Origin of the sequence: Streptomyces sp. NPDC046876 (assembly GCF_040645035.1) — a bacterium.
Taxonomy (GTDB): Bacteria; Actinomycetota; Actinomycetes; order Streptomycetales; family Streptomycetaceae; genus Streptomyces.
Genome location: NZ_JBEYXK010000070.1, coordinates 1 through 12392, shown reverse-complemented (window position 1 = coordinate 12392; position 12392 = coordinate 1). Strand labels below are relative to the sequence as shown.

The window sequence follows — 12392 nt, the reverse complement described above, 5'->3', positions numbered from 1 at the left end:
GACGAGCCCCTTGTACTGGAGCCGGCGAGGACGAGGACAGGAGGTCGTTGTCCGTCTCTGCGGTGGTGGCCGCCTTTGAGCGGACTGCCTCAGCCATCCAGGTCCGTATCCGCGGGCTGGGCCTTCACGGGGTGGCGACGTTCTACGTGTGGCATGACGAGCAGGCCGGCAGCTCCGGTGCTCGACGGGATCGGTTCCGGCGGATGCGTTGCCGTTCGGTGGCGCCTACGTACTTTCTGACGACCTCGGGCCGGTCATCGAGGGGTTCCTAGTCGACCGTGAGCCGGGCATTACGGCCTGGTCGGGCCTGGAAGGCGTGCAGAACTCCTCGGAGCAGACCGCAGCCGAGCCGGAGATGGTGCCCCTCCGGGTCTGGGCGAGCAGTGTTCGAGCAGTCTCACGCTGACTCGTTCCGGGCGTCCCCACGGGCGAGGCGGCGGTGGTGAATGAGGGCTGCGGATATGCCCGCGAAGGCGAGGAAGTGCTCAGCCTTGCGCTCGTATCGCCTGTGCAGGCGACGGCAGCCGGCAAGCCAGGACGCAGGTCCCGAGGTGCCCGCGGCCCGGGTGGAGGCCCGGGGCACCGACGGCGAGCCGCGGAGCCGAGCCCCTCGTCCAGCTGTCCCTGCCCTGCACGTGCGCGCGGCAGGTCGCCGGCGCCGACTGGGCCATCGTGGACGGCCTGCCGGTGATCGAGGTCCTGGAGTGGGCCACAGCGCCACCCCCGCCTGCCCCGCGCTGGTACGCGCCGCCCTCATTCATTCTGGGTGGAGGCGATGGGCGGACCTTTGGTCGTCAGAGGACGTTCGGTCGTCATCGGTCAGGTCAGTCCCGGGGACGGGGGTGCCGGAGTGGTGCACGCGGCTTCGTCGCGGATGGCCTGGACGGCTGGCTTGGCCTCCGGGGGTAGGGTGAACGAGAAGGGCCAGCACTGTAGTTCGAGGTTGGGGCCTGCGAGCTGTGCAGATGCGCGGACCTCGTGGCTGTTGCGCCGTATCGTCCAGCGGCTGCCTCTGTCTGCTGCCCGGATCTCCTCGTCCGTGAGGGTGCCGTCCTGAGCTGCTTGCAGCAGCGCCTGGGCCGTCGTTTCCTTGTCGTGTTCCAGTTGCTGCTCCATGCGGCTTCGCTGGGCGTCGGGGAGGGTTTTCTCCAGCCACCAGAGCAGGCTGCCGATTGCGGCAAGTGCCGCGACCGCGAGGAGCAGGAGAACGGCGCCCCCGTCGGTGCGGCCATACGGCCGAATGGCAAGGGGCGCCGGGGCCGTGGTGTCTGAGAAGAGGTCACAGAGACCAGACTGCACCGCGGCTCATGAGCCCGTATAGCCGATCTCTTGTAGCCGCTTGCTCATCACCGACGCATATCCGGCGGTGCCGGCCGACTCGGGATGGAACGACTCGCGGCTCAGGCAGGCCTGCGGCAGCCAGTCGTGCGTGCACTGATCGCTGAACTTGTAAGGGTCTCCCTGGTGGAAGTCGCCGGACCGCCGACGAGATCCTCAACAAAGTCGCCTACTGCCACCGAATCTCTGGTGCGGATCGTTAGCCCTTCGCGAGTTCCTTCACCCGCGCCTTCGGTCAGCTAAGCGATGCAGTCTGGTCGACAAAGCGGGCGAGCTCCTCGACTGCGCCGCGGGGCAGGCCGACGACTGCTGCCTCTGGCAAGGCCGTGATCACACCGTCCTGGAATCCCGGCACAGGCTCGCCCGCGACATCTGCCACGGCAAGCGCGGGCAGAGCAGGCGTACCGGACGGGACAGGAGGACCGGCTCGACGGGCTCGGCCTGGTGCTCAACGCCGCAGTGCTGTGGACCACCCGCTACCTGGAGCCGCCGTGGCCACCCTGCGGGCACTGCCCGCCGACCAGCGAGAGCACTACGTCCTGGACGAGGACGGATCGGCGCGCGCGTGCGGGCCCGGCTCGTACGGAGCCCCGCCCAGTCGGCCGCGTCGGCCCTGGGCCACGCGGCCGCGGAGGTCGCCCTGCTACGCGAGGAGCACCGCGCCGAGGCCCGGGTCTGGCTCGCCTTCGTCGCCCAGGCGGCGGTCAGCGCACCGCTGGCCGAGACCCTCCGGGCGAACTACGCGGCGCTGCAGGAGGTGTTCGCCCGGCTCCTGGCCGAGGCCGCAGAGGGCGGCGCCCGCACCGGGCCGCTCGACCCGCGGCACGAGGCCCGCACCCTGCTCCCCCTCGCCGACGGCCTCACCACGCACGTCCTGATCGGGCACCTCACCGCCCGGGAGGCCCAGGGCGTCCTCCACGCCCACCTGGCCCGCGGGGAACGACGCGTGACCGGATTCCCCGAGGCCGCCGCGGGGGCCGGGCCCTACTTCGCCGTGAGCGGTTCCAGGACCACGGAGCCGGGCAGGGCCGCTGCCATGTCGTAGGCATAGACCCCGGGCCGTACCCAGACGAACCAGTTGCCGGCGGCGACGATGGTCTGGCCGTACGGACCGCTGCGCCGTGATGCGATGGAGTCGCCGACCTCGTCCCGGCTGAACCGGGTCGTGCTCAGCACCGAGATCTCGTTCGCGACGGTCGTTCCGCGGTGCTGGACCTCGCAGGTGGCGTCCGACCCGAACGGGTTCTCGTTCCGAAGGGTCACCTTGCAGTCGACCCCGCCCTTGGCCATGGCGGCGATCACGTCGTCGGCGCTCGCGTATTCCGGGCGGGTCGGCACCTGGCTCGGCATCGGTGTCAGCGGACGCGGCCCCCGGCCGCGCCGGTGAGGCCGCAGCCGCTCGCCAGCAGGAGCAGCCCCACGAGCAGCGGGACGGACTTCCGTGTGTGCATGCGTCAGTTGCTCCTCGCGGGCCTGGGCGCAGGCCCCGGGCTGGGGGAGGGAGTGCCGGGTTCCGCGGGGCCGGTTCCGGTTCCGGTGTGCGGCCCGCCGCCTTCCTGCTGCTCGTCCGTGAGCGCGTGCCAGGCCATGGCGTCGTTCAGGTGCGGTTCCAGCCTGTCCCAGTTCTCGCCCCGGGTCTTGATGTCGTGGGCCCGGCTGCCCGACTCGTCGCCGTACTGCTCGTTCAACTCCCGTACCCCCGGGGTGTCCGCGGCGTAGAGGGTGAAGAGCTGCTTGTCGGTGTCCGCCCCGTAGGGGTTCTGCTTCAGGTCGCTGAGGTGGGAGGCGCTCATGCGGATGTTCTCGTCGGGGTTCTCCTCGATGTACTTGGTGAGCTCCGCGTCGCTCAGGCCCCCGAGGAACGTCCCGTCCGGCAGCGTGAACGCCCCGCGGTGGTTCTCCATCACAGCCCGCGCCGTGTCCGACTTCATGTGGGTGATGCCCAGGGACTTGTCCGGCTTGAGTGACTGCTGCAACGTCCAGTTGAAGATCCGTCCGACCTCGGACAGAGGACCGGTCAGGCCCGGGCTGAAGTTCTGGTAACACTGCTGTTCCTGCCACAGGATCGCGAGCAGCAGCTTCCGGCTGACGCCCGTCTCGGCCGCGGCCCGGTCGAGGGCGGCGAACTGGGCCGGGGAGACGTTGATCGGGTGCAGGCCGTCGGTGCCGCCCGACAGGGCCAGGGCGATGGCGAGCGGGGATCCGGGCGTCAGGGCTTCCTGGGCCAGTTTTGGGTCGGAGACGGCGGTGAGGCCCTCGATCGTGCGCAGGGCGCGTGCCGTTCCACGTCGGCCCGGGAGGCCTTGCTCAGGGCGTCGGCGATGATTCCCTGTGCGTGGTTGACGGGGTCGAGGTGCTCGGTGCTGCCCTGCGGCACCACGGGGTGCGACAGCTGCACCCGGCCGCTGTCGTCGACCTTCAGGCCGCGGGAGCGGGCGTAGTCCAGGGCTCTGTTCAGGTCCCGCTGTGCCGCCGTGATCACGTCGGCCAGGTCGTCGTAGGCCTTGGCCATCGCGCGCAGAGCCAGTGCGGACGTCTCGTAATCGTCTGCGTGCTTCACGAACCGTTCGGTTGCGGTGCGGCCGGCCTCGCCCACCCAACATCGGCTGATCGTCCGGGCGACGTCCTGGCGCGCGTACGAGGCGAGGCCGTCGCACTGCTTCGCCACGGCCACCGCGTCGTCTGCCGCGGCGCGCCACTTCTGCGGGTCCGCCTGCTTCAGCTCGGGTACGGAGACCATCAGGCGTCCTCCAGTGCGCCGCCGGCGGCACGCAGCCGGCCTGCTATCGCCTGGTCCTCCGCGCTGATGGCAGCGGTACCGGCGGTCAGGGCGTCGGCCGCGGCGACGACCAGGTCGGCCAGCTCCCGGAGCCTGCGCTGCCAGGCGCCCACGCAGTCGTTGCTCGCCGTGCCCGCGGCCCATCCGGCGTGCCCCCGGCCCACGGCCTCGGCGTCGTCGAGCGTGGACCGGCCGCGGGCCTCGGCGTTCGCCATGCGGATGCCGGAGGCCTTGGAGTGCACGGGGTCACGGACCGGGGCCGAGGTCTGCCTGCCCGGGGGCGGGGGCCGAGGAGGCGGCGGGAGTTGGTGTGGGCGTCGGTCCGGCGGAGGCCAGGCGCATGGCCGCCTCCGCTTTCGCCTGCGTCCACTCTGCAGTGAAGTCGGACTTCATTTGTTCGGCTTTGCACACCTCTGTGACGCGCGCGGGGACCATTTCTGACCGGACGTCAACGCTCAACGGGCTACTGCCGTGCCCGGCGTTCGGTTTTCCACACCGTCGATTCGGGTGGGGACACGATCGATTGCCGCGGCCGGGCCTTCGAGGATGGGCGCATGGTCGAAATGGTGAACGAAGTCGGTCCGGGGAGCGCCGCACGGGCGGACGGGCTGTATCGGGAGTATGGGCGGGGCGCCGGCACCGTCCGGGCGTTGCGCGGAGTGTCGGTGGCCTTGGCGCCCGGGACGTTCACGGCGGTGATGGGTCCGTCGGGATCGGGCAAGACGACGTTGCTGCACTGCCTTGCCGGTATGGACCGGCCCACGCGCGGCAGGGTGTGGTGGGGAGCCACCGAGGTGACGGGGCTGCCCGAACGGCGGCTGGCGCAGCTGCGGCGCAGCCGGGTGGGGTTCGTCTTCCAGGCGTTCAACCTGATGCCGGCCATGACCGTCGCGCAGAACGTCGAGCTCCCCGGCCGGCTGGCCGGGAAGCGTCCCGGCCGGGACCGGGTGGCGGATGCGCTCGCCCGGGTGGGACTGGCCGGGCGCGAGCGGCACCGGCCCGGGCAGCTGTCCGGCGGGCAGCAGCAGCGGGTGGCGATCGCCCGGGCCCTGGTGTCCCGGCCGGAGGTGCTGTTCGCCGACGAGCCGACCGGTGCGCTGGACCGGGCCACCGGCCACGAGATCCTGGCCCTGCTGCGCGACGGGGTGGACCGGGACGGCCGGACCTGCGTGATGGTGACCCACGACCCGGTGGCCGCCGGGTACGCGGACCGGGTGCTGCTGCTCGCCGACGGCTTGGTGGTCGACGAGCTCGACCGGCCCACCGCCGGCCAGGTCGGCGAACGCCTGAGCCGGCTGGGCGGGTGAGGGCGGTGGTTGCGATCGCCCTCGGGCAGATGCGCCGGCGTCCGGCGGCCTTCGTCGGCCTGGCGGTGGCACTGTTCCTGGCCGTCGCCACGGTGACGCTGTTCGGTTCGCTGTTCGCCGCCGACCTCGCGGCCCCCGCGGCGGGCCGGGCGGCGGTGGACGGGCCCGGCCTGAAGGTGATTGCCGTCGCCTTCGGTGAGATCGCCGTGCTGGTGGCGTTCTTCGTCGTGGTCAATGCGCTGGGGTTCGCCCTGCGTCAGCAGCACCGCGAGCTGGCTTTGCTGCGTACCGTCGCGGCGACTCCCGTCCAGGCGCGGCGGCTGGTGCGCGGCCAGGTCGTCGCGACCGCGGTGCTGGTGGCCGTGCCGGGCTGCCTCGTCGGCGCGGCGGCGGCCCGGCGGCTCCTGGCCGAGCTGCAGCGCCGCGGTATGGCGGCGCCGGGCGTGCAGGTGCCGGGGACGCCGGTGCCGATGGTGGTCGCGCTGGCTGCGGCGCTCGCCGTCGGCTTGGCCGCCTCGGCCCTCGCGGCGCGGCGGATCTCCCGCATTCCGCCCGCGGCCGCCCTCACCGCGAGCTCGACCGAGCAGGGGCGGACGGGTGCAGCGCGCCTGCTCGCCGGCATCGGCGCGCTGGTGGGCGGGGGGCTGCTGCTGCGGCTGGCCGCGACGCGGCCGGCGGAGCAGCTGGACAAGGCGGGGCAGGCGGCGTTGCTCGGCTCGCTGGTGCTTCTGGTCGCGATCGCCCTGGCGGGCCCGCTCGCGGCGCGCGTCCTGGCCGCCGTGCTGGGCGCGCCGGTACGGGCGCTGGCGCCCGGTGCGGGTTGGCTGGCCGATGCCAACCTTCGCGGGTACGCGCGCCGGCTGTCCTCCGCCGTGGTGCCGGTGGCACTGCTCGTGGGCCTGTCGGGCACCATGGTGATCATGACCCACACCGCCGGGGCCGAAGCCCCGGGCGCCGCCACGGGCGTCACCTCCGACACGGATGTCTGGCTGCGCCAGGCGGAGTTGGCCCTGCTGGTCTGCTTCGCCGCCGTCTCCACCGTCAACACGCTCGTCGCCGTGACGGCCGACCGGCGCCGCGAGTTCGCCCTGCTGCGGCTGGTCGGCGCGACCCGCGCGCAGCTGATGCGGATGCTGACCGCGGAGGCCGTGCTGACCGCGGCGGTGGGCGTGCTGCTCGGCGCCGCCGTCGCGGGCGCCTCGTCCGCGGCGTTCAGCGCGGCGGTGACCGGCTCTGCGGTGCCGGCCGTACCGGTGGCCGCCTGCCGGTGGATCGTTCTGGGTGCTGCGGCGCTGACCGTCCCGGGCATCCTGGCCACGGGCGTGCGGGCGGTACGCGGCCCGGCGGCGGAGCTGGTGAGCGGTGGCCGTGACTGAGCAGGAGGGGGCGGCGCAGGCCCGGCGGCGGCGCCGTCCCTCCGTCCGGGCCGGCGACTGGGCCTTCGCGGTTGTCGGAATGCCGCTCGGGCTGGTCGGCGGCGTCTATGCACTCGCCGTGCTGTACGCGGGGGCTCTGCTGTCGCTCACCGTGCTCGGCCTGCCGTTCGTGGTCGCCGCGCTGCTGGGGGCGCGCGGCCTCGGCGCGCTGCACCGGCGCCTGGTGGCGCGGATGCTCGGCGCGTACGTGGAGGGGCCGGGCGAGTTGGCCCGCCCGGCCGGGGTGGTGGCCCGGGGCCGCACGGTGCTGACCGACCCGGTCGCCTGGCGGACGCTGCTCTACCTGGTGCTGCGGCTGCCCCTCGGTCTGCTCGGGTTCGCCGCCGCCGTGGGGCTCCCCCTCGCCTGCGGCTGGCTGATCGGCTTCCCGCTCTGGGTGCGCCTGCTGCAACCGGGCCCGCGGCCGGCCGGCTGGCCGGATGCCGCCTGCGTCGTGCTCGGCCTGCTGCTCCTGTCCGCCGTGCCGGGCGCGGTCCGGGCGCTGAGCGGGGCGGAGCGGCGGCTCGCGCGGCTGCTGCTCGGCCCGGCCCGGGCCCAGCGGAGGGTGCGGGAATTGGAGGCCGCCCGCGCCACCCTGCTCGCGGAGAACGCCGACCGGCTCCGCCGCCTGGAGCGTGACCTGCACGACGGGACCCAGGCCCGGCTGGTCGCCCTGGCCATCACCCTCTCGCTGGCCGGCGACGCGCTCGCTCCCGCCGCCGGACCGGACCTCGGGCGGCTGCGCGCCCTGGTGGACCGGGCCCGCGGCCAGACCGACGACACCATCGCCGAGCTGCGGCGGCTCACCCGGGGCATCCACCCGGTGGCGCTGGACGGGGGTCTCGAACAGGCCTTGCCGGGACTCACCGCCACCTCGCCGGTGCCCGTCGGCATCCGCCTGGACCTGGACGTGCGGCCCGACCAAGCCGTCGAGCAGGCCCTGTACTTCTGCGCCGCCGAGCTGCTCACCAACGTGGCCAAGCACAGCGGTGCCGGCTCGGCCGAGCTGACGGCACAGACGGCCGGCGGCCGCATCCGCCTCAGCGTGAGCGACGACGGCCGCGGCGGCGCGGCGCCGGGCGCCGGCAGCGGCCTGAACGGTCTGGCGGAGCGGCTCGCCGCGGTGGACGGCGTACTGCGGATCGACAGCCCGCCCGGCGGCCCCACGGTGGTCACCGCCGAGCTGCCCGTGCGTCTGTGACGGGCGACCGGCCTCAGCTCTCGGCCAAGTAGGTGAGGACGGCCTTCACCCGGCGGTTGTCGGCTCCGGTCGCCCGCAGGTCGAACTTGGTGAAGACGGCGGCCACATGCTTCTCCACCGCCCGTTCCGAGACCACCAGCAGCCCGGCGATGGAGCGGTTGGAATGGCCTTGGGCCATCAGCTGCAGCACCTCGCGCTCGCGCGGCGTCAAGGAGTCCACCCGGCTGCGCCGTCCCCCGCGCATCAGCTGGGTGACCACCTCCGGGTCGAGCGCCGTGCCTCCCCCGGCGACGCGGTGCAGGGCGTCCACGAACTCCGAGGTGCGGGCGACCCGTTCCTTCAGCAGATACCCGATGCCGGCCGCTCCGTCCGCCAGCAGCCGGGACGCCCAAGCGGTCTCGACGTGCTGGGAGAAGACCAGGATGCCGGTCCCGGGCGTCCTCGCCCGGATCTCGATGGCCGCGCGGATGCCCTCGTCCGTGTGGGTGGGCGGCATCCGGATGTCCACCACGGCCACGTCGGGCCGGTGCTCCGCCACCGCGTCGAGCAGCTCGGCCGCCGTCCCCACCGCCGCCGCCACTTCGCATCCGCGGGCACCCAGCAGCTCCACCATGCCGTCCCGCAGCACGACGGAGTCCTCGGCCAGCACCACCCGCACGCACCTGTCGATCACGGGCCCATTATCGCCACCGGCCGACAACCGTTCCGCGGCCGGGGCGGAGGCAGCGGGCGCCTGCCGACCCGCAGGAGGGTGGGATGATCAGCGGATGACCCGACTGAGCGGCGAGGACGATGCGTTGCGGCGCGATACCGAGCGGATCGTCAACGGGATCGCCCAGGAGCTGCGCACGCTGGACGAGGGGACGGCCTGGTTCTCCGGGCTCTCCCCGGCACGCCGGAGGGAGGTGCTGCAGCACGTCGCCGGCTATGCGATGCAGGCGCACGTCACCGCTGCGGACGGCCGGGCGGGAGTGGCGCGATCGGGGGCGAAACCCCGGGCGAACCCCTCGGTGATGATCTGCATGGACCCGCCCCGCTACGGGTTCGCGGGGCTCCCCGCCGACGAACACGTCACGGCGTTCCGCGTGCTCGTCTCGGTGTTCGCCGTGGCCGACAGCCGCCGCAGGCAGACGCACTGCAAGGGGAGTTGCGGGCACTTCTGGCACAACCCGGACGCAGCGGACGCGAATGCGTCAGGGGCCTCCTTCGGCCCGCGCGGGGCGGCGGTCTGGGTCACGCCGGTATGCGGCGGGGGGCCTTGGGGGCGTCACGGACGCCGCGCGAGAGCCGATCACCGACGGGCTGAACGAGATCGCCGCACAGGGGGGCGGCAAGATGATCACCCGCTCCACGGTCAACCGGGCTGTGCAGGCGCTGTGCGGTTACAACTGGGTGGAGAAGGCCGGCAACGGCCGGATCCAGATCAACGTGCGCCTGTGGTTCCACGGCAACAGCACGGCCCAGCACGAGGTGCTCGCCGAGATCGCCGACCGGCACAACCACGACACCTCGGCGTTCCCCCACGCGGTGGGGCCGGAAGGCGCCCATCAGGAGGAGCTGGACCTCGGTTTCGGCTTCGAGGTGGAAGAGACGTATCGCGCAAGGAGGCGTACCGGGTGATAGTGCTGCCAGGCCCCAGCGCGGGCGCCCGCCCACGTTCACGAGGAAGGCTGTCCTTTGGCTAACGTCATGTCTCCGATCGTCGCGGAGCGCATCTGGTCCCTGCCGCTGTCGGGGTCCGCCGTGAAGTTCCTCCTCCAGTACCTGGTCGCCCGGAGCGACTTCGGGGGAGTGCTGCCCGTCCGCCAGAAGGACATGGCCGCCGATACGGGGTCAACCCGCAGGCTGTGAGCGGGCTCATGGCGCCGTTGTGTGACTTGAACATCGTGCTCCGGCCGTGCAGTGAGGAGCGCAACGGAAACTCGTACTGGCTCCATCCGCTGGCGGCCAAGTACGAGACCCCGGAGGCCATGGAGGCGGCGTTCCGCGCAGCGCTTGTCCGTATCCAGGCGGGAGAGCTGCCCAACATGAAGCTGCCGACGTACCACCAGGCGCCGCCGGCCCCGAAGGGGCGGCCGAAGCTGCAGGTCGCCTGACCACGGCGGATACCGCTCATGACAGAAGGCCCACTGCTACGGCACCGGACGAGCGCATCCCCTGTGGGAGGTGGAGGCCGAGGAGCCCGCGAGTCTGGGCAAGCCGTAGGCGACCCTGAGCAAGCCCTTCGGACAGGGCTTGCCCAGACTCCCTTATGGGCCGTCCCGTCCCGGGCGCAGGATGTCGGCGTAGATCCGGGCCCGGACGCCGGGCTCGCCGGGATCCCGGCGCACCGGGCCAACGCCAGATGTGGCCCAGCGTTCTTCCAGCGCGGCCATGACGGCCCGGACGGTGTCCTCGTCCCTTCATGACCGCTGCGACGGCCGTGAAGGCGAGCCGGTTCGCCGGCGGCCTCAGCTCCACCCGCACGAGGGAGTGGGACCCGGCCTGGGTATGTGCGACGGGCGGGGTTCCCCCGGCCATTGTGGGAGCCGGTGCTTGGGCAAGCCCAAGGGGATCCTGGGCAAGCCCGACTCTGGGAGGGCTTGCCCAGGGCCGGTGGCCCGGTCGGGTCAGCGTCGGTGGCGCCAGTGCTGGTGAACTCTGAACACTTCGTTGCTCCATGCGGTGTGCGGGCGGGTGCCGGCCGGCGTCGTCCAGCTGAGCTGTTCGGCCACGGCCGGGAACCGGGGGTGCATCTGGCGGTCTCCGACGGTGACGAGCGCGGACAGGAGCGGCTCTCCCTTCCGGCCGTCTTCGTCGACCAGCCACAGGAGCACGCACTGGTCGTCGGCGTGCAGGCGGGGCAGTCCCGGCACGCGTCTGTGGATCTGGGGCCAGGTGATGGTGGAGCCGGCCCGGGCGGTCTCCAGCAGCGGCCGCAGCTCGGTCGCGATCTCCCACAGCCGCCCGGTCTCCAGGAGCGCCGGCTCCTCCCGGCGCGGCGGGAGGGCCTTCACGACCGACGCCGCGACCGGCGACGGGTCCGAGGCCGCAATCGAGGCAGGCGCAGATACTGGGACGGGCGGCCGGTGCGGCACGGAGGAACGCTGGGACGCCGCAGATGATGAGGACTTTCGGCCCGAAGGCCGGACGACGGGTTCGCTGGTCCGTGCGGCGTCCGGCCGCCGAGGCGTAGCGACCACAGTCCGGGGTTGTGACGGAACGGACTTCGGGGGAGCTGCGGCGGCCTGGCGGCGCTCTTCCTCCAGCCACCGGCGCGAGCCCAGGATCTCCTTGAGGGCTTTCAGCTGGGCCCGCTGCTCGCGGGTCTCGCTTGGCGGAGCCCCGGCCGCCTGCTGCCACGCCAGGGAATACAGGTCGGCGGCCACCGCTAGTGCGTACCCATCGATGGCTCGCTTCAGCTCGGTCAGCGTGTGGTTCAGCGTGCGACGGACTGTGGCGATCTCCATCGCGGTCCTGGGGGCCCGGCCCGTGGTCCGGCGACGGAAATCCGTCTGCCACGCCGCACCACTGAGCCGCACTCGGTTGTTCCCCAAACCCGTCCTCCCCCGAGCTGCACAACAGATCCCCAAACGGTCGGCCAGTCCGCCGCCCAGGCGCAAGAGACCGGCCAGCCAAGAGCTACGGCCGACCCCCGCCGGATGGCTGCCGAGGGCTTGCCCAGTCCAGCCCGCCCGCATGCCACACCGGCGGCCTGGGGGTTGCACCGGAGGTTGCGTGCACAGGTGGTTGCAGGGGTGCACTAGGCCGTTTCTTAGCGATCACCTCGCGGCCCAGATGTGGATGGCTGCGAGGTGCAGGGCCGCCTGGTAGACCGTTGCTGTCTTGTCGTAGCGGGTGGCCAGGCCGCGCCACTGCTTGAGCTTGTTGATGCACCGCTCGACGGTGTTCCGCTGCTTGTAGGCGGTCTTGTCGAAGGCGGGGGGCCTGCCGCCCTTGCTGCCGAGTCGTTTGCGGTTGGCGAGCCGGTCGGCGGGCTGCGGGATCACGGCCTTGATCTTTCGCTTGCGCAAGTGTTCGCGGATCGCGCGGGATGAGTAAGCCTTGTCGGTCAGCACGGTCGTGGGCCGGGTTCTGGGTCGGCCTTTGGGCCTGGCCACTCGGATGGCGGCCATGACGTTAGGGAAGGCCGGTGCGTCCCCGGCCTGGCCGGGTGTGACGACGAAGGCCAGCGGCCTGCAGCGGCCGTCGGCGGCGAGGTGGATTTTCGTGGTCAGTCCGCCGCGGGAGCGTCCGAGGGCATGGTCGGTCGGCTCGCCGGCCGGGGCCCCTTTTGACGGGCCCCGGCGGCGTGCTGGTGGGCGCGGACGATGGTTGAGTCGACGGCGACGACCCAGTCGAGGTCGCCTTCG

Annotated in this window: 13 protein-coding genes and 5 pseudogenes; 9 read left to right on the top strand and 9 right to left on the bottom strand. The window is 72.6% G+C overall.

Annotated features, from left to right (window positions below; translation table 11 throughout):
- Nucleotides 1-819 precede the first annotated feature (819 nt).
- Entirely contained in the window at nt 820-1299 is a 480-nt protein-coding gene (locus ABZ924_RS27870; protein WP_361915383.1) for a hypothetical protein, read from the bottom strand.
- 373 nt (nt 1300-1672) lie between these two features.
- Here ABZ924_RS27870 and ABZ924_RS27865 point away from each other — a divergent pair.
- Both ABZ924_RS27865 and ABZ924_RS27860 read left to right on the top strand, forming a co-directional pair.
- A pseudogene (locus tag ABZ924_RS27865) lies at nt 1673-1847 on the top strand (Tn3 family transposase); the annotation flags it as partial.
- A gap of 41 nt (nt 1848-1888) precedes the next feature.
- Nucleotides 1889-2383, top strand: a pseudogene (locus ABZ924_RS27860) (TetR family transcriptional regulator C-terminal domain-containing protein); the annotation flags it as partial.
- Here the strand turns inward: ABZ924_RS27860 and ABZ924_RS27855 are convergent.
- The 4 genes from ABZ924_RS27855 to ABZ924_RS27840 all read right to left on the bottom strand — a co-directional run bounded on the left by ABZ924_RS27855 (nt 2323) and on the right by ABZ924_RS27840 (nt 4359).
- On the bottom strand, nt 2323-2688 hold the full coding sequence (locus ABZ924_RS27855) for a hypothetical protein (RefSeq protein WP_361915380.1): 366 nt from the start codon (nt 2686-2688) through the stop codon (nt 2323-2325). The pseudogene ABZ924_RS27860 and the gene ABZ924_RS27855 sit on opposite strands and share 61 nt — an antisense overlap.
- Before the next feature lie 104 nt (nt 2689-2792).
- Entirely contained in the window at nt 2793-3314 is a 522-nt protein-coding gene (locus ABZ924_RS27850; protein ID WP_361915377.1) for a hypothetical protein, read from the bottom strand.
- A gap of 233 nt (nt 3315-3547) precedes the next feature.
- On the bottom strand, nt 3548-4078 hold the full coding sequence (locus tag ABZ924_RS27845; protein WP_361915375.1) for a hypothetical protein: 531 nt from the start codon (nt 4076-4078) through the stop codon (nt 3548-3550).
- Nucleotides 4078-4359, bottom strand: coding sequence for a hypothetical protein (locus tag ABZ924_RS27840; RefSeq protein WP_361915372.1), 282 nt, complete (start codon nt 4357-4359; stop codon nt 4078-4080). The genes ABZ924_RS27845 and ABZ924_RS27840 overlap by 1 nt, the downstream gene beginning before the upstream one ends.
- Before the next feature lie 312 nt (nt 4360-4671).
- Between ABZ924_RS27840 and ABZ924_RS27835 the strand changes: the two genes are divergently transcribed.
- Genes ABZ924_RS27835 through ABZ924_RS27825 form a run of 3 tightly spaced genes read left to right on the top strand, consistent with a single transcriptional unit; the run spans nt 4672 to nt 8040 of the window.
- The gene (locus ABZ924_RS27835; RefSeq protein ID WP_361915369.1) at nt 4672-5424 is read left to right on the top strand and encodes an ABC transporter ATP-binding protein; all 753 of its coding nucleotides are present in this window, start codon (nt 4672-4674) and stop codon (nt 5422-5424) included.
- 5 nt (nt 5425-5429) lie between these two features.
- Nucleotides 5430-6800 (top strand): FtsX-like permease family protein, encoded by a 1371-nt coding sequence (locus ABZ924_RS27830; RefSeq protein ID WP_361915366.1) that lies wholly within the window; start codon nt 5430-5432, stop codon nt 6798-6800.
- Nucleotides 6793-8040 (top strand): sensor domain-containing protein, encoded by a 1248-nt coding sequence (locus ABZ924_RS27825; RefSeq protein WP_361915363.1) that lies wholly within the window; start codon nt 6793-6795, stop codon nt 8038-8040. The genes ABZ924_RS27830 and ABZ924_RS27825 overlap by 8 nt, the downstream gene beginning before the upstream one ends.
- A 13-nt stretch (nt 8041-8053) precedes the next feature.
- On the opposite strand, the gene ABZ924_RS27820 is transcribed toward ABZ924_RS27825, so the two are convergent.
- Entirely contained in the window at nt 8054-8713 is a 660-nt protein-coding gene (locus ABZ924_RS27820; RefSeq protein ID WP_361915360.1) for a response regulator transcription factor, read from the bottom strand.
- Here ABZ924_RS27820 and ABZ924_RS27815 point away from each other — a divergent pair.
- The 4 genes and pseudogenes from ABZ924_RS27815 to ABZ924_RS27800 all read left to right on the top strand — a co-directional run.
- Nucleotides 8652-9197, top strand: a pseudogene (locus tag ABZ924_RS27815) (DUF5958 family protein); the annotation flags it as partial. The gene ABZ924_RS27820 and the pseudogene ABZ924_RS27815 overlap by 62 nt on opposite strands.
- 178 nt (nt 9198-9375) lie before the next feature.
- Nucleotides 9376-9660, top strand: a complete 285-nt coding sequence (locus ABZ924_RS27810; protein ID WP_361915452.1) for a hypothetical protein — start codon at nt 9376-9378, stop codon at nt 9658-9660.
- Nucleotides 9661-9729: 69 nt separating this feature from the next.
- Entirely contained in the window at nt 9730-9891 is a 162-nt protein-coding gene (locus tag ABZ924_RS27805; protein ID WP_361915357.1) for a hypothetical protein, read from the top strand.
- Between the two features lie 26 nt (nt 9892-9917).
- Nucleotides 9918-10136 carry a hypothetical protein gene (locus ABZ924_RS27800; protein ID WP_361915354.1) on the top strand — a complete coding sequence of 73 codons (219 nt, stop codon included), beginning with the start codon at nt 9918-9920 and terminating at the stop codon, nt 10134-10136.
- A gap of 153 nt (nt 10137-10289) precedes the next feature.
- Here the strand turns inward: ABZ924_RS27800 and ABZ924_RS27795 are convergent.
- The 3 genes and pseudogenes from ABZ924_RS27795 to ABZ924_RS27785 form a co-directional block, all read right to left on the bottom strand.
- Nucleotides 10290-10427: pseudogene (locus ABZ924_RS27795) on the bottom strand (DUF6207 family protein); the annotation flags it as partial.
- A 222-nt stretch (nt 10428-10649) separates the two neighbouring features.
- A complete protein-coding gene (locus ABZ924_RS27790; RefSeq protein WP_361915351.1) occupies nt 10650-11036 on the bottom strand; it encodes a hypothetical protein in 387 nt (128 codons plus the stop codon).
- Between the two features lie 765 nt (nt 11037-11801).
- Nucleotides 11802-12392: pseudogene (locus ABZ924_RS27785) on the bottom strand (IS5 family transposase); the annotation flags it as partial.

Excerpts from the sequence above, each read along its gene's own strand:
- ABZ924_RS27835 (WP_361915369.1), top strand. The coding sequence starts at position 4,672 with ATGGTCGAAATGGTGAACGAAGTCGGTCCGGGGAGCGCCGCACGGGCG.
- ABZ924_RS27845 (WP_361915375.1), bottom strand. The coding sequence starts at position 4,078 with ATGGTCTCCGTACCCGAGCTGAAGCAGGCGGACCCGCAGAAGTGGCGC.
- ABZ924_RS27810 (WP_361915452.1), top strand. The coding sequence starts at position 9,376 with ATGATCACCCGCTCCACGGTCAACCGGGCTGTGCAGGCGCTGTGCGGT.
- ABZ924_RS27855 (WP_361915380.1), bottom strand. The coding sequence starts at position 2,688 with ATGCCGAGCCAGGTGCCGACCCGCCCGGAATACGCGAGCGCCGACGAC.
- ABZ924_RS27805 (WP_361915357.1), top strand. The coding sequence starts at position 9,730 with ATGTCTCCGATCGTCGCGGAGCGCATCTGGTCCCTGCCGCTGTCGGGG.